Annotated in this window: 18 protein-coding genes; 1 reads left to right on the forward strand and 17 read right to left on the reverse strand. The window is 30.4% G+C overall.

Annotated features, from left to right (window positions below):
* From AJ884_RS06895 to AJ884_RS06905, 3 genes are all read right to left on the reverse strand, one after another.
* A partial coding sequence (locus AJ884_RS06895) for a Cj0814 family flagellar-dependent secreted protein (protein WP_410002265.1) occupies positions 1 to 479 on the reverse strand: 479 nt, incomplete at its 3' end.
* A 98-nt stretch (positions 480 to 577) separates the two neighbouring features.
* Entirely contained in the window at positions 578 to 1,597 is a 1,020-nt protein-coding gene (flgS, locus tag AJ884_RS06900) for a fla regulon two-component system sensor histidine kinase FlgS (protein WP_044794323.1), read from the reverse strand.
* Positions 1,598 to 1,606: 9 nt separating this feature from the next.
* Positions 1,607 to 2,479, reverse strand: coding sequence for a DUF234 domain-containing protein (locus AJ884_RS06905; protein ID WP_070284770.1), 873 nt, complete (start codon positions 2,477 to 2,479; stop codon positions 1,607 to 1,609).
* Positions 2,480 to 2,514: 35 nt separating this feature from the next.
* Here AJ884_RS06905 and AJ884_RS06910 point away from each other — a divergent pair, with 35 nt between their 5' ends.
* Positions 2,515 to 3,789 carry an aminotransferase class V-fold PLP-dependent enzyme gene (locus tag AJ884_RS06910; protein ID WP_083262106.1) on the forward strand — a complete coding sequence of 425 codons (1,275 nt, stop codon included), beginning with the start codon at positions 2,515 to 2,517 and terminating at the stop codon, positions 3,787 to 3,789.
* On the opposite strand, the gene purU is transcribed toward AJ884_RS06910, so the two are convergent.
* The 14 genes from purU to AJ884_RS06980 all read right to left on the reverse strand — a co-directional run bounded on the left by purU (position 3,786) and on the right by AJ884_RS06980 (position 16,435).
* Positions 3,786 to 4,610, reverse strand: a complete 825-nt coding sequence (purU, locus tag AJ884_RS06915; protein WP_002852510.1) for a formyltetrahydrofolate deformylase — start codon at positions 4,608 to 4,610, stop codon at positions 3,786 to 3,788. The two genes, AJ884_RS06910 and purU, sit on opposite strands and share 4 nt — an antisense overlap.
* Entirely contained in the window at positions 4,607 to 5,725 is a 1,119-nt protein-coding gene (locus AJ884_RS06920) for a CCA tRNA nucleotidyltransferase (protein WP_070286523.1), read from the reverse strand. Before AJ884_RS06920 ends, purU begins: the two co-directional genes overlap by 4 nt.
* Complete coding sequence (locus AJ884_RS06925; protein WP_002861429.1) at positions 5,694 to 6,185, reverse strand: CiaD-like domain-containing protein; 492 nt, start codon at positions 6,183 to 6,185, stop codon at positions 5,694 to 5,696. The genes AJ884_RS06920 and AJ884_RS06925 overlap by 32 nt, the downstream gene beginning before the upstream one ends.
* Positions 6,182 to 6,430 carry a tetratricopeptide repeat protein gene (locus AJ884_RS06930; protein ID WP_002859818.1) on the reverse strand — a complete coding sequence of 83 codons (249 nt, stop codon included), beginning with the start codon at positions 6,428 to 6,430 and terminating at the stop codon, positions 6,182 to 6,184. The genes AJ884_RS06925 and AJ884_RS06930 overlap by 4 nt, the downstream gene beginning before the upstream one ends.
* A 78-nt stretch (positions 6,431 to 6,508) precedes the next feature.
* On the reverse strand, positions 6,509 to 6,682 hold the full coding sequence (gene tatA2 / locus AJ884_RS06935) for a Sec-independent protein translocase subunit TatA2 (RefSeq protein WP_070286524.1): 174 nt from the start codon (positions 6,680 to 6,682) through the stop codon (positions 6,509 to 6,511).
* Positions 6,683 to 6,691: 9 nt separating this feature from the next.
* Positions 6,692 to 7,030: a chaperone NapD gene (locus AJ884_RS06940; protein ID WP_002852435.1), complete on the reverse strand. Its 339-nt coding sequence runs from the start codon at positions 7,028 to 7,030 to the stop codon at positions 6,692 to 6,694.
* Entirely contained in the window at positions 7,023 to 7,937 is a 915-nt protein-coding gene (locus AJ884_RS06945) for a WD40 repeat domain-containing protein (RefSeq protein ID WP_044779452.1), read from the reverse strand. Before AJ884_RS06945 ends, AJ884_RS06940 begins: the two co-directional genes overlap by 8 nt.
* A gap of 4 nt (positions 7,938 to 7,941) precedes the next feature.
* Positions 7,942 to 8,466 carry a nitrate reductase cytochrome c-type subunit gene (locus AJ884_RS06950; RefSeq protein WP_074471030.1) on the reverse strand — a complete coding sequence of 175 codons (525 nt, stop codon included), beginning with the start codon at positions 8,464 to 8,466 and terminating at the stop codon, positions 7,942 to 7,944.
* The gene (gene napH, locus AJ884_RS06955; protein WP_010891886.1) at positions 8,463 to 9,245 is read right to left on the reverse strand and encodes a quinol dehydrogenase ferredoxin subunit NapH; all 783 of its coding nucleotides are present in this window, start codon (positions 9,243 to 9,245) and stop codon (positions 8,463 to 8,465) included. The genes AJ884_RS06950 and napH overlap by 4 nt, the downstream gene beginning before the upstream one ends.
* Positions 9,242 to 9,982 (reverse strand): ferredoxin-type protein NapG, encoded by a 741-nt coding sequence (napG, locus tag AJ884_RS06960; protein ID WP_070275162.1) that lies wholly within the window; start codon positions 9,980 to 9,982, stop codon positions 9,242 to 9,244. The genes napH and napG overlap by 4 nt, the downstream gene beginning before the upstream one ends.
* Before the next feature lie 17 nt (positions 9,983 to 9,999).
* Entirely contained in the window at positions 10,000 to 12,774 is a 2,775-nt protein-coding gene (gene napA, locus AJ884_RS06965) for a periplasmic nitrate reductase subunit alpha (protein ID WP_070286525.1), read from the reverse strand.
* A gap of 223 nt (positions 12,775 to 12,997) precedes the next feature.
* On the reverse strand, positions 12,998 to 13,525 hold the full coding sequence (gene tpx, locus AJ884_RS06970; protein ID WP_002856712.1) for a thiol peroxidase: 528 nt from the start codon (positions 13,523 to 13,525) through the stop codon (positions 12,998 to 13,000).
* A 97-nt stretch (positions 13,526 to 13,622) separates the two neighbouring features.
* Positions 13,623 to 14,363 (reverse strand): AcfC family adhesin PEB2, encoded by a 741-nt coding sequence (peb2, locus tag AJ884_RS06975; RefSeq protein WP_002881716.1) that lies wholly within the window; start codon positions 14,361 to 14,363, stop codon positions 13,623 to 13,625.
* A gap of 41 nt (positions 14,364 to 14,404) precedes the next feature.
* Positions 14,405 to 16,435: an ATP-dependent helicase gene (locus AJ884_RS06980; RefSeq protein ID WP_070286526.1), complete on the reverse strand. Its 2,031-nt coding sequence runs from the start codon at positions 16,433 to 16,435 to the stop codon at positions 14,405 to 14,407.
* Positions 16,436 to 16,554: the final 119 nt, after the last annotated feature.

Consider the following 16,554-nt stretch of genomic DNA (forward strand, 5'->3'; position numbering starts at 1 on the left):
TCTTGATATTGTGCTTCATTAAAGTTATATATCTCATCCAAAGTAGATTTATGTATCTTAAAATCTTCAGGAAGTCCTGCAGCTTTGTTAAAATCACTTCCCATATAGCCATCTTTATCTACACTATAACCATAGGCTGTATTAGTAGAAGTATTACTTATATCTGCTTGTTTGTATTTTAGAGTATAAATAGAGTTTTTAAATTCACTTGATATATCATAGTTAGGAGAATTTGTCTTACTACTTATACTAAAATTAGTGTTATTGCTAGTATTTGTTGTATTAGTAGAATTTAATACTTCACTTCTTGCTAGGGTTTGTGAATTTGCATTTTGAATTTCATTTAATTTACTAGCATTTTGTTTTAAAAAAGCATTAGCAAAACTTATTTTAGAATTTTCTTTACTTTCTTTATTAGCTTTTGCTTGTGAAAGTATAGAATTATAGTTTGAGTTATCATTGATGCTAAAGATACTCATATTAATTCCTTGATTTAGATTTTTCTGCCTTCAATCTAAATATATTAAAATAATATAAGCAAAATCTGTTCCGTTTTGGGGTGAAAAGAAAATATTTATCACACCAAAGGTAAGGTAAAATAAAAATTCTTAGGATCGCTTTGAAAACTTAACTCTCCCTTATGAGCGTTTATGATTTCTTTAGAAAGAGACAAACCAAGCCCATTGCCTTTAAGTTTTGTTGTTTTAAAAGCCTCAAAAACCAATTTCTCATCTTTTATTTCACAACCATTATCATACACTCTGATGCATATTTTTTCATTATCACAACTTGCTAAAATTTTAATCATAGGTTTTTCACATTCGCTTTCTTCTATCGCATCAATAGCATTATAAATCAAATTTTGTAAAACCAAACCAAGAAGAGCTTTATCGGCACAAATCTGCTTATCCAAAAAAGATATTTCAAAGTCTATTTGAGAAGTAAAATTATAAGAGTTAATGGCACTTTCACACTCTTCTTTTAACTCTAAAAGATTAAAATTTAAAGCATTGATGTGCACACCCTTAGTAAAAAGTAAAGTTGAATTTACGATACGCTCTACTCTGGCAATAGCCTTTTGGATTTCAAGAACTATATGCTTATTTTTAAGCTCACTACGAGCAAAAAGGGTTGAAGCAAGTAAAGATATAGATCCAATAGGATTTCTTATCTCATGTGCCAAATGAGCCGCTACACTACCCATGCTTGCAAGCCTTTCATTGCGTTTTTCATCGCTAATATCTGTAGCTGAAACTATAGTTTTTTCATTATGTGCTATGATTTTTACCGCATAAAACCTACCTTCAAATTCAAGCTCATCGCGAATTTTATCAAGACTAATGATATTAAGTAATTTTGGATTTTTCAAGGCTTCTTGATTTTGTAAAATAATATTTTTTTCTTTATCTAAAATCCAAAGCGCACTAGGCAACACCTCTATAATCTCATCAACCATTGCGCGTAAGGAATTATAGTTTTCATTTAAAGTTTTGTATTCATTTTCTATTACATAAGTTTGTTCTATGAGACTTTCTAAGCCTTTTTGTAGAGTTTCTTTTTCATTTGAGTCTAAACTTTTTAAAATACTTTCATTCATTTATCATTCCTATAATAAAATCTTAAAATCATTCAAATCAAATAAAAGCAAATTCTGTTCGCATATTTTATCAAATTCCTTGCTAAAACCATTTTTTGAGATTATAATATAATAATTTGGAGCCAAATTTAAAGACTTTGCTTTTGATTTTAAAAGATTTAAAATATTTTTACAAATTTTTTTATTTTTAAATTTAACTTCTCCGACAAAACACAAATTTTCATCTTGATAATAAAGATCAAGTTCTAAATTCTTATCCCAGTAACTTTGCACTCCATTGATATTGAATTTTTTCTCAAGCAATTCTCTAGAAAGCTGTTCAAAACAAAAACTTTGATAAAGTTCAAATTTTTCTTTAATGCATTCTAAAACTTCTTTATAGCGATTTTGCAAAATAAGCTTTTCATTGGGCTCTAAAAAATAAAAAAAGAAACGAGTAAAATGGTTGTTAAATATAATCTTATCTTGGACAACATAAGATCTTAGTTCTTTTTTGATTTTTTGTCTTTTATCTTTTATTTTTTTAGCTTCCTTACTATACTCAAGTTTTATTATACCTGTTTCTAAAAGATATTTAAGTGTAGATAAAGCTTTAAAATGCTGAATTTTTCTATTGATAGAAAAACGCTTGCGATTGTTTTTAGCTAGTAAAGTAAGAGCGTAAGAACTTGTTTCATCCAAGGCGAAATAACTTTTGATTTTTAGATAATCATCAAGCAAAATTCGCTCTATATTTGTAAATACATCGTCTTTAAAATTTAAAATGTTTAATTTTTCAAAACCTTCAAACACACTATAAAAATCAAAAAGCTTACTTAAAGATAAATTCTTATGCAAATCTACAAAGTTCTTAAATTTTATATTTTTCCTTTTATAAAGCATTTTTATAGTATAATTTTAGCAAATTTTTATAAGGATTGTATTTGCAAATTTCAGATTTAAAAAAAGAATTGATCTTAAAAAAAGGTATTTTGCATTTTGACTTCACAGCAAGTGCTTTAGCTCTAAAATGTGTAGAAAAAGAAATTTCAAAAATTCTCCCAACCTATGCAAACACACATTCTGATAGCTCTTTGAATTCTTTTAAAACTCAACAAATTTACGAACAAGCAAGAAAAGATATAAAAAAAAGTTTATCATTAGATGAAAATTTTGCCCTTATAGCCTGCGGAACAGGATCAAGCAGTGCTATTAAAAAATTTCAAGAATTGATCGGCATTTACATTCCCCCTCTTGTAAAAGAAAGATATTTTACGCAAATTGATAAAAATACCTTACCTTTAGTTATCGTAGGGCCTTATGAGCATCATTCTAATGAACTTTCATTTCGAGAAGGCTTGTGTGAATGTGTTAGAATTCCCTTAGATAAAAATGGAGAAATTGATTTTGATTTTCTAGAAAAAACTTTACAAAAAAACAAAAAAAGAAAAATAATCGCTAGCTTTTCTTTAGCTTCAAATGTTACTGGGATATTAAGTGATTATAAACGCATTTCTGAAATGGTTCGTAAATTTAAAGGGATAGTTGCTTTTGATGCATCTAGTTTCATTCCTTATAAAAACATATCTTGTCAATACTATGATGCGTTGTTTATAAGTTCTCATAAATTAATTGGTGGTATTGGCGGTTCTGGACTTTTGGCCATCAAAAAAGATCTTTGTGGAAACAAGCCTAGCTTTGCAGCAGGTGGAACTGTGGGCTATGTTTCTCGCACTTCACAATGCTACCTTTGTAATGAAGAAGCTTTAGAAGAAGGGGGAACACCTGGAATTTTACAACTCATTCGCGCTAGCTTAGCTTTTAAAATCAAAGATTCTATAGGGGTTAAAAATATAGAAAAAAAAGAAGAAATTTTAAAAGATTATTTTTTTGAAAAACTAAAAACTATACCTAATTTAATTTTATATGCAAAGAATTTAAAAACCCGATTGCCTATTTTTGCTTTCAATATCAAAGAAATTTCTCCTTTTGATATCGCTTACGAACTTAGTAAAAAATACCACATAGAAACACGCGCTGGATGTGCTTGTGCTGGGCCTTATGGTCATGATTTGCTAGGCTTAAAAGATAATCAAAAACTTAAAACAAAACCAGGCTGGTTAAGAATAAGCTTGCATTATACGCATGAAAAAGAGGATATTGATTATTTTTTCGATGCTTTAAATAAAACTATAGTAAAATTATCGCATTAAAATATTATAGTTTTATTATTATGTATAAAAATTCTATCTTCAAAAGCCAAATCAAGCGCTTTTGAAAGAACATCTTTTTCTATATTTCTACCTGCTTGTTGCATATCTTGCCAAGTAAATTCATGGTTTACAGGCGAAACAGCTTGAGTGATAATAGGACCTTCATCAAGATTATTATTTACAAAATGTGCCGTAGCTCCAATTATTTTAACCCCTCTTTCAAAGGCTTGTTTATAAGGATTTGCTCCTATAAATGCAGGTAAAAAAGAATGGTGAATATTTATAATCTTACCTTCAAAATGCCTAACAAAATCAGGAGATAAAATTCGCATATATTTTGCCAAAACCAAATAATCAAATTTATATTGTTCAAGACATTTTAAAATCTGATTTTCTTGCTCTTTACGATCTAAATTTTCAGCACTGATAAAATGATAAGGAATTTCAAATTTCTCAACTAAATCCTTTAAAGAGTTGTGATTTGAAATCACAGCTTTGATATTTGCTTCAAGTTCGTTACTATAATGCTTTATTAGCAAATCTCCCAAACAATGACTTTCTTTAGTAGCAAAAACAACAATATCTTTTTTTCTCTTCTCGCAAAGCTCTATCAAGGCTTCTTGTCCAAGCATAGCCTCAAGCGTTCCTATAAAAGCTTCTTTATCAAACTCACCTTCTAAAAGAGCACGAAAAAAAAACATTCCTTCGCCTACAAATTCATCGTTTTTTACTATATTGATATGATATTTAAAAATAACATCAGAAATTCTATAGATTAAACCTTTTTGATCTTTGGTACAAATTTTTAATACAGAAATCATTTAGCTAAACCTTTTATATATTCTTTTAATTCATTCTCTCTTGCTTCTTGAATCTTTAAACCAAGAATTTTACCACAAAATCCAGCATTTATGAAATCTTTTGCTAAAATTTTACTTTCAAACCTATTCTCATAAAGTCTTAATCTTTTAGCTTGCTCAATACGCTTTTTACTCCAAAGTCCAAGCCATTCCTTCAAAGGTATTTCAAAAGCAATTTTTGCTAGTTCAAAATCACTTATATCGTCAAGATAAAAAGCTTGATTTGCGTATTTTAGGTATTCTTTTTTAAGTTTGGTTCTTTTAAAAAATATATCTTTTTCTAAATTAAAAAAATTCAAATACAAATACAAGAATAAAGCATCGCTTTTTACGAATTCTCTACTTTGTCTGAGTAAATTTTGAAATTCCAAACTCTTAAAAACACTCTCAAAGCCTAAAACCTGTTTCTCTAAGTCAAGTTCTTGCAAATATCTATAGCCAACATCAAGTCTAGGGCTTTTAAAGAATTTATAAAGCTCCGCATTGATCCTATCTTTGCTAAGATCAGTTATATCCATACTTTGAATCAATTTCAAGCTTTCACTAGTTATCTTAAAGTTAAACCTTGAAGCAAATACTACCGCTCTTAATACTCTTAAACTATCCTCTTGAAAGCTTTGTTTGTCAATATGCCTTAAAAAGCCTGCTCCTAGATCTTTTAATCCTCCATAAAAATCTAAAAACTCATCGTTAAAAAGATTAATCATCATAGAATTTATGGTAAAATCGCGTCTTTTGGCGCCAAGTTTTTCATCATTACAAATTTGAACTTCAAAACCTTTATGTCCATAGCTTATTTTATTTTCGGTTCTAGCAAGAGCTAAATCATAATTTTTAAACTTATACACAAAAAAACTTTTTCCAAGGCCTTGTGCGCCCAATTTTTGCATAATCTTTTCAAAATCTTTAGGTTTTATATCATAAAGCTCTATATCATAGTCACAAATTTTTAAGCCTAAAAACAAATCCCTAACGCTACCTCCAACCAAATACGCTCGTTTAGTATAAGGCTTTAAAAACTCAGCGATAAACTGCAAATCGGGATTATTTTTTAAGCTTATCTTCGATATTTGCAAGCAAAAACTCTAAAAAATTTATGGTCAAGTTTAACCTATTTTCAAGATTATCTTTTTTTATGCTATTTAAACCTTCAAAAAGAACTAAAATTCTCTCTCTAAGATGTTTTAAAAAAATATCCTCATTAAGCGTTTGAACCTCTGTCATAACACTGGGATTTAAAATTTCACTTTGTAAAAAAGGCTCTTCTTTTTTAAACTCTTTATTTTCCTGAGTAGAAATTTCAATATTATTTTGTATTTTTTGCTCTTCTTCAAATTTTGCCATAGAAATTTTATCTTCTAAGTCTTGCGGAGTATCAAATTCTTCGCATACAAACTCCATAGGTGGTAATTCATCTTTTATTTCAGTTTTTCTGCTTAATTCTTGTTCTTTTAAAATTTCATTTTGTCTTCTTTGCTCTTCCATGATAGAGCTAACTTCGCTAATGGTTTTTTTAGCCAAATCTTCCAAATTCATATTTTTATCAACCACCTTTTAAATTCATTAATTTCTTCATCGCTTTTCATATTAATAAAAAAATCCAACATTTGAGTGTTTAAGTCTTTATGCTTGGATCTAAAACCACTAAGACGACGAACCGCATCGATAGCGTTTTGATTATCCGGATCTTCTTTTAAGATATTTTTATAAATTTCTAAAGCTTCGTCTTTTAACCCTTGAGCCTCATAGATAGAAGCTTCAGTGACTGTATTTTTCATCACTGTTTCCTAAAATTTTTCTTTAATTCTAGCAAAAAGCTTTTTAATTTATCTTTAAGAAAATAAGATGTTTTTTAATGTCTATTTTGTTTTAAACAATTTTTCTATATATTCTTTTTTTTCTTTCTCTAAACTAGAATTTAATTCTTTTTGTTCTTTTTTAACTTGCGCTTTTAAATCTTGATTTTTAAAATACACATAATCAATTCCAAAAATAACACCAATTACAATAAGCAATGGGATTAAAAATACCATCTTTACACTTTAAGAAAATTGATTAAATACACTACCATAGTAGCGAACATTCTCAGCATTTTCATTTTTTTCTATCGTTTCTATTGCGCCGCTATTAATTGCTTTTTGGATATCATCATTTAAATCTTGATAAGAAAAAACCATATTAATACTGATAATATTTGGCAATTTCTCAAGCATTTTATAAGAGTTTAACTCATCTTCTAAATTTTCACTTTCAATCACAACTATAATCTTTTCATTTTCACAAAGTTCTACAGAACAAAAAGGAATTTCAGATATAGCCTTTTTTAAATCATTTATATATTCTTCTTTTGCTAAAATCAAAACACTAGAAAGATTATTCATCAATACTCCTAAACATTATACTATCACCAAAGCCTGAAACGATAAAATCTTTATTGTTTAAAAAAATAATAAACTCACTCATCAAATTTTCATTATTAAAAGTTTTAACAGGCTTAAAATCACTTGTGCTAAAAACTTCACTAACTCCAGCTTCGTTATCACTATAAACAGCCAATTCTCCATTAGGACTTAAAGCGCAAGTATATATCAAAAAATCTTTTTGTAAAAAATTTTGCTCTTCATTTTTTACAACTCCTATACGCCTATCCGTTCCACAACTTAAAATAACATTATTTTTAAAATCTACTTGATAGATATTATCTTTATGCATTTTATCATAGTTTTTTAACATCTTCCAATTTTTCAAATCAAAAAGCTCCACTTCACCACTCTCAAAACCTGCAACCAGCATACTTTTATCTTCATTTAAAACTGCATCATTAAGACTAGAATGAGAAAAATTAAATTTTTTTATATTTTTTAAACTTTTATCAATCAATTCTATTTCAGAACCAATAGAAATCAAAAGATAAGTGTTTTCATTGATAAAAAATGCTTTTATTATGCTATTTTCTTCGAGCTTTTTGATTTGTAAATTTTCCTTATAAAAACTTAAATTTTTAGCACCAAAATCACCCTCGCTAAGTATTAAAAGTGTATGTTTAAAAACATCAATGTTATAAATCTTAGCAAAATCATCACCATAATAATTTTTAATCTTTGGTAAAGATAAAAGTTCTTTTAAACTTTTATCTTTAATGTTATATTGTAAAATTTCACCTTTATCAGTGCCTATATATAAGTTTTGCTTATCAAGCTTTAAAGCTGTTATATTAGCATTTAATTTCAGCTCATAAGCATAAGACAAAACACAAAAAAGACTCAAAATAAAAAGAATTTTTTTCATTTATTTACTTTACACCCTCATTAATCACATCAATTAAATTTGAACGACTTTTTAATTGTTCATTTTTAAATTCAGGTTTAAAGTTATTTCCCACTAAAGGTTTTGCATCGCTTTGTGGAACATGACACTGAGTGCAATTAAAACGACTATCGCTAATCACATCTCCTGTGGTTTTATTGTGTCTAAAATCATAATAATGACTAGCAGGAAGTGGAGTTGCACCAGCATCTGCTGCTATAGCCTTATCATGGCAGCTTAAGCACATATTGTTATCTTTAGTTATAGGTAACAAATCTTCAATAGCATGCGGAATTAATGGTGGTGCATTTTCATAAGAACGCTCAAAACGAGTAGATTCCCCAGGTTGTAAAGTTGTGAAATTTGCTTCCACTAAATTTACTTTATTTTCATTTTCTAAACTTGCTTTTCTAAGTCCAATTTGTTCCGAACTTACCCCACTATTCATTGCGCAAGCGGCAAAAAATACCACTGCAGCACTTCCTAATAAAACCAATTTCTTCTTCATCATTTATTCCTTAAATCAAAAATATTAAAATTCAAAGCATCATCATTACAAACTTCTATACACCTTGCACACCTTATACACTCTCCTGATTTCACGCTAGTACTTTCTTTTCCAACCATCCACAAAACCTGTTTTTCAGGACAAATACGGATACATTCATAACATTTAGTGCATTTATCACTATCATGCTTTATTTTAAGCAAAGCAAAACGAGAAATAAAAGCATAAAAAGCTCCTAGTGGACAAAAATGTGAACAAATTGCCCTAGGACTTAAAAAAGTATCGATACAAAAAAGTATAAAGGCTACAAAAATCCAAGAACTTGTAGCAAAAATAATCCCTCTATGTATCATTCCTATATAAGAAAAACTTTCAAACACAGGTAATGAAAATACAAAAGAAAGGACTAAAACCAAGACCAACACAAAATAGCGTAAATTTTTAGGCAAAATTAAAAATTTATTATTAAGGGTTAATTTATTTCGCACAAAAGCAGCAAAATCTGTGATTAAATTAACAGGACAAACCCAAGAGCAAAAAACCCTTCCTAAAAGCAAACCATAGATAAAAAATATAATCAAAGCTCCTATTAAAGCCATTAAATCTATACTCCAGCTTGCTAAAATGATTTGCAAAACCGCAAAAGGATCGCTTAAAGGTATGGTATTAAAAAGTCTAGAAGAACTTAAATTTCCCTGCAAGATAAAATCTGTAGCTTTAAAACTAAAAAGCGCTAAAATTCCAAGCTGAACGATGCGTCTAGCAATTAAATACTTCATCACAGTTCTCCATCATTTAAATAATTGGTTGCTTTTTTAGCATTAAAATGTTTTGAAGTATCTGCATTTTTTATACGACCTTCATCTTTTTCATCCCAGCCTTTTACATAATGAGATCCTGCTTTTCCCAATACATACTCCCTTGGTAAAACACGAATGGCCGGTTTTTCAGTAATACAAGCAAGTTCACAAAGCCCACAACCTACACACACTTCATGATCCACACTAGGTAGTAAAAAAGCATGTTTGGCGGTGCGTTCATTGCGTTTAAGCTCAAGTTTTAAAGCCCTATCTATCAAAGGACAAGCTCTATAACAAGCATCGCATTGAATTCCCCAGTGTGCCACACAAGAAGCACTATCAACAATAGCAATACCCATTTTCAAGGATTCTATACCCTGCTCTAAATGCTTTTTATCTAAAGCATCAGTTGGACATTCTCTAATGCAAGGAATATCCTTACAAAGATAACAAGGAATTTCTCTTGCTCTAAAAAAAGGCGTGCCATTTTTTGGACTATCTAACAAGCTAGCGAGCTTTAAAGTATTATAAGGACAGGCTTTTACACAAAGCCCACAACGAATACATTTGCTTAAAAATCTAGCTTCATCTTCAGCCCCAGGAGGACGCAAGGCATAATTATCATCGGCTTTTAAAGTCAAATTAACCAAAAATCCACCTCCTGTACATAAACATGCAGCCTTAAAGGCGCTAACGAAAAATTCTCTTCTACCTTTCATTTAATCAAAACCCTAAATTAAGCCTTATAAATTTTTACAGCACATTTTTTAAAGTCAGTTTGTTTTGAAAGCGGACAAGTCGCATCCAAAGTAACTTTATTGATATATACATTCTCATCAAACCACGGCACATACACAAGTCCTACAGGCGGTTTGTTTCTTCCACGCATATCTACTCTTGCTTTTACTTTACCACGACGAGATTCCACCCAAACCAAATCACCTTGATTTAAGCCTAATTTCTCTCCATCTTTCTCACTCATATAGCAAAGCGCTTCAGGGACAGCACGGTAAAGCTCAGGCACACGCATAGTCATAGTTCCACTATGCCAATGCTCTAAAACCCTTCCTGTTGCAAGCCAGAATGGATACTCTTTACTTGGTCTTTCAGGTGCTTTCATAAATGGCCTAAAGAAAATTTTAGCCTTATTTTTAATACTGTGCTCTTTTTCATCTTTAGGAGCTATTAAATCTCCATTTGTAAGCATTTTGTTAAAATCACCATAAAAAGCAAAATCTGAATTTGGAGCCGCTTTTTTAGCATAATAATCAAATTTAGTATTAAATCTCCACTGTGTTTCCTTGCCATTAACCACAGGCCATCTTAAACCCCTTACTTTATGATAGGTATCAAAATCCGCTAAATCATGGCCGTGTCCTAAGCCAAATTTACGATATTCTTCCCAAAGGTATTTTTGAACGAAAAAGCCATAGCCTGTAAATTCTTTTCCATCACTGCCTTGAATTTTTCTCTCATCGCCTTTAACATCAGTATTATCAAAGCCTTTTGCGATAGCATCGTTTGGATTAAAGCTTTTTGCTTCTTTATTGGCAAATAGTACATCAAAAAGTGTATCATCTTCACTATAACCCATAGCTTTTGCCTCTTCTAAAACACTTGGCAAGGTAAGCTTATTATCCACTTTTTGCTCTTTCCAAACTTCTTTAAGCTTAAAGCGTTTTGCAAATTCTAAAATTTGCCAAGTATCACTCATGGCAGCACCTACAGGTAAGACTTGTTGTTTCCAATGTTGAGTTCTTCTTTCAGCATTACCATAAGCACCCCATTTTTCATAAATCATAGCACTTGGTAAAATAAGATCAGCTACTTTTGCTGAAATTCCAGGATAACAATCACTTACAACAATAAAATTATCCATTTCTCTTGCTGCTGCGATCCAGTGATTTGCATTTGCAGTGTTTTGCCATGGATTATTCACTTGCACCCATGCAAATTTAATTTTTCCATCTTCTAAATCTCTCATGATATTAAGATAAGGAGAACCTGGTTTTGGGTTGATGGTCTTTGCAGGAACTTTCCAAATTTTTTCAGAAATTTCTCTGTGTTTTGGATTTGCCACAACCATATCCGCAGGCAAACGATGGGAGAAAGTCCCTACTTCCCTAGCCGTTCCGCAAGCACTTGGCTGTCCTGTTAAAGAAAAGGCTCCACTACCTGGTTTAGCTTGCTTTCCTAGTAAAAAATGCACCATATAAGCTTGTTCATTTACCCAAGAACCTCTTGTATGTTGATTAAAGCCCATAGTCCAAAAACTTACGACTTTGCGATTTTTCTCTATGTAAAGATTAGCTAATTCTTGAAGTTTTTTCTTAAAATCTTCCAAAGACTCATTATCATCACCTTTGGCTACCTTTGCAGTGTATTCCAAAGTATAAGGGGCTAAACCTTTTTTAAATTCTTCAAAAGAAATTTCCCAGTTTTTATCAGCCACACCTTGATGTTTCATTTCAAATTTATCACCCGCTTTAACGCCAAGATAAGATAAAGAAGTAGCCTCTTCATCGTCTAAAGTGATTACATTTTCTTTTTCAACTGTATCTTTTTCACTTTCTTTAAATTTTGGATGATTTGGATTATTTCTCATACCATAACCAATATCAGCATAACCAGTTGCAAATACGCAGTGTTCTTTGATAAATTTCGTATCCATAGCCTCTGGATGATTATAAACAATCTCTCTTGCTATGTAGTTCCAAATAGCCAAATCTGTATTTGGTTTAAAAATAATTTCAATATCAGCAATATTTGAAGTACGGTTAGAAAAAGTGCTTAGATTAACAACTTTGACCTTATCAAGATTACTTAGTTTTCTATCACTTACTCTTGACCAAAGGATTGGGTGCATTTCAGCCATATTAGCTCCCCAAGTGATGATAGTATCTGTAAGTTCTATATCATCATAACAGCCTGATGGCTCATCTACACCAAAAGTTTGCATAAAACCAACCACTGCAGAGGCCATACAATGTCTTGCATTTGGATCGATATTGTTTGTTCTAAAACCCGCTTTTGCAAGTTTTAAAGCAGCATAACCTTCTTGGATAGTGTATTGCCCACTACCAAAAATCCCTATACCTGTAATGCCGAGTTCATTGTAGGCTTTTTTAAATTGTTTTTCCATTTCATCAAAAGCTCTTTGCCAAGAAACCTGTTGAAATTTGCCTTTTTTATCAAATTCGCCTTTTTCATTCATGCGAAGCAAAGGCATAACAAGGCGATCTTCACCATACATGATTTTAGCATTAAAATAACCTTTGATACAATTAAGTCCGCGATTTACGGGTGCTGCAGGATCACCTTTTGTTGCTACGATTTTGCCATCTTTTCTGGCTATCATAATTCCACAGCCAGTTCCACAAAATCTACAAACAGCCTTATCCCATTTCCAATCTTCTTCTTGCGCGCCAAGCATAGAGCTTGGAACACTGAGTCCTGCAACACTAGCAGCACTTGCAATAGCGGTATTTTTAATAAAATCCCTTCTATTCATCCTTATTCCTCCAAAATAAAAAAATCATCTTATTATAAAAAATGGAGTATAAAAATCTCTTGAAATTTTAATAAAAATAATAATTTTAAAGCTCTATTTTATAGGAGTTTTATTGTCCTTTTTATATTATTCTTACACAAAATAAATATTAAAAATAATCAACTTAAAATAATAAAAAAATGAAGATGTAAAAATTAAGCCCTAAGAATGGGCTTAATCAAAATTAATGGCAACCACAACCACCGCAGCAGCTAGAACCACCAAAAAATGCATCAAGTTTTGCAATATCTGGCATTTCTGTGATTTCATTTACAAGTTCTTTATATGCCACTTTACCCTCTTTAATCACAAATACGGCACGAGCTAAAAGCCCTTCTAAAGCACCTTCATTTATCAAAACACCATATTTTTCACCAAATTCTTTTGCCACAAAATCACTTGCAACACTTAAATTTTCAATACCTTCTGTACTGCAAAATCTTCCCATAGCAAAAGGTAAGTCCATACTTACTACAATCACTTCAGCACCATTGTAACTGGCTACTTTTTTATTAAATTCTCTAGCTTCTGTAGCACAAACTGGTGTATCTAAGCTTGGAACACTTAAAATGATTTGAGTTTTACCCGCTGCACCGATTTCAATCACGCTTAAATCTTTAGCTTTAAGATTTACCTTAGGAGCATCTGCTCCAACTTCTACTGAATTTCCTTTAAGTTTTACAGGATTTCCTTTAAAATTTACTGTACTCATTTAATTTCCTTTTTTGATATTTTAAACATTATTGCAATTAATGTTTTAGGAGTGATTATATCCTATAAACATTAATTATTTTTAATTTCACTGAAAATTATTTTACTTCTTTCCAAGTATATTTTTTCCACACTTTTTGAGCTTCTTTACTCTTAATAAAATCGACAAATTCTAAAGCTTTTTTATTTTCTAAACCTTTTTTTGTAGGAGCTATTTCAGCTGCACGATAAATCACTGCATTTTTATCTTTGATAAATAAAGCTTTATCATCGCCTAAAGCCTTTGCCCAATGAGACCAAATAATTAAAGCATCGATATTTGGATTGTTATTCCACTCATCTACGGCGGCTTTGGAATTTTTAGCATAAATTTTTATATTTTTACGTAATTTTACCAAATTTTCTCTTTTTGCACTTTTTAAAGCCATATCTTCATAAAGTCCAACTTGTCCTGCACCATCAACCACCATAACATTTACGCCATCTTTTAAAATGTCTTCAAAATTTTTAATATTTTTTGGATTATTTGGACGCACGATAATACCTGATGGACGCATATTTAAAACGCTTAAATTTTCTAAACTTAAACTTGGAATTTTTTTAGCAAAATCATCCATCATTGAAGTATTGCCTGAAAAAATCAAATCTGCATTTTCTTTTGCTTTATCTATCCAAGCTGGAGTTGGACCTGCAGTTACAATCACCTTTTCTTTTGTTTTTTCTTCAAATTTTAAAGCAAGCTCTTTTAGTACAGGAGCAGGACCACCTGGACCATAAACTAAAATTTCAGCATTTAAAAAACTTGCTGCTGCTAAACTTAAAATTAATATTTTTTTCATAAAATAAACCTTTCTTTATAATATAATGAAAGAAAATTCTATCAATCTATAGTTAACTCTCCCTTGCAAAGCCCTGCTTCTATAAGAAAACGAGAAGGAGCGAAAGAAGTTTTTTTGTTTTTATCATATTTAGCATAACTTAAATAAAGTATATTTTTTGCCCTAGTTACCGCAACATAAAAAAGTCTTCTTTCTTCTTCTAAGCTTCCACCCATTCCCATAAGCTTTTGATTAGGAAAGCGACCTTGCGCAAGATCAATCACAAAAACAAGATCAAATTCCAAGCCCTTACTTGCATGCACGCTAAGCAAATTAACTCCTTTGCCACTACTCATTTCGCTTGCACCTAAAGTTAGAAAATTATAATACTTGTAAATATCGCTATAATTTTTTGTAAGCTCTTTTAAAACATTGAATTTTGTTTCTATTTTTTCTAAATTTTCACTCTTTCTTAATAAATCCACCTGCCCTGCTTTATTTGTCGCTCTTTTGGTTGCAAGTTCTTCGCAAATTTCTCTATAAAAAGAATTTTCACAAATTAAATTGACTAAAGTCAAAGAATGTTTTATTTCCATAGCTTTTTTTAAAAAAAGATAGATTTTTTCCAAATTTCTAGCGCACAAATCATTGATTTTTGAAAGTCTTAAAATAGGATGTGCATCAAATTCGCTCTCAAATTTAAAACGAGTTTCGCTGGCTAATTCTTCTAAATCCGCAAAAAGTCCAAGTTGATAATTTCTTTTTTGATGATTTTGCAAATTTACATTTTTATCAGGATCTAAAAAACCTTTTATTAAATTTCCATGCCCTAATTTTAAAAGTGCGTCAAAAATTTCTTTTGCTAAAACTCCACCCACACCTTTGGTATATTGAACCAAATGAATAAAAGCCATGATATCTTTAGGATTTACCACAAGAGCAAGCATGGAGCTAAAAGCTTTAACTTCTAAACTTTCAAAAAAACTTCCACTTCCCTTTCTCATACTTGCAATGCCCTGCTCCCTTAAAGCTACTTCAACCCCATCAGCACTTGAGTTGTTGCGAAAAATCACGGCAATTTCTTCCAAACTTACTCCGCTTGTAAGTATCATTTTGGCTATATTTTGATACTGATCAAATAATTCTTCAAAAGTAAGCAAAGATGGGGCTTTAAACTCATCATTTCTTGTAACAATAAGTTCTTTTGGATATAATCTTTCGTTATTTAAAATCACTTTATTAGCCAAAGCTAAAATACTTCTTGATGAACGGTAGTTTTTATTTAAAGAAAAAATTTTTGCATCTTTAAAACGATCTTTAAACCCACCTATGATATTAATATCCGCTCCATTAAAAGCATAAATACTTTGATCATAATCCCCTACGCAAAACAAACTTTTACTATGAAAAGCCTCTATTAAGGAACTTTGCAAAGTATTTGTGTCTTGATATTCGTCCACTAAAATTTCATCAAATTCATATTTTTCTTCTTTTAAAAGCTCTTTTAGATTGATAAGTAAGTCATTAAAATCTACATAATTAAAACGCTTTTTTTCATTATCATATTCTTTTAAAATATCTTCATAAATTTCAGCATAAATACTTTGTTCTTCATAGTTTTGACAAAACCAAGTATAAAAATCTTGATTGTGTGCTTTGTTTTGAAACAAAGAATAAAGATCATATAAATAACTTGATTGATAAGGTTTTATATCACTTAAATGCCTAAAGGTTCTTTTTTCATAGACACTTTTAAGTAGAGTTTTTAACTCGCTTGCTTGCTTTAAAATTATATTTTTATCCGCATTTCTAAGTAAGGTATAAGCCGTACTATGAAAAGTTCCTGCAAGTATTTTACTGGTAATATTTTTATCAAAAAATTTCCCTAAACGCCCTATCATTTCTTTACTGGCTTTATTTGTGAAAGTCAAAAGCATAATTTTTTGAGGTGTCACTCCCTTGCTTAAAAGATAAGAAATTCTTGCAACAATAGTAGAAGTTTTTCCCGTCCCTGCACTTGCAATAACAAGATTGTGTCCAAAATCAGCAGTAGCAGCAAGATATTGTTCATTATTTAATTTTGAAAGTGGCATTATTTTCCTTATAAAAGTTAAAATTATAAAAAAAAATTACTTAAAAATATAAAAATTTAAAATTACTTTATATTAGATTATAGTACAATGCTAAAATTATTTAACTTTCTGTTTTTAAG

The sequence above is a fragment of the Campylobacter sp. BCW_6463 genome (assembly GCF_001762785.1).
Lineage (GTDB): Bacteria > Campylobacterota > Campylobacteria > Campylobacterales > Campylobacteraceae > Campylobacter_D > Campylobacter_D jejuni.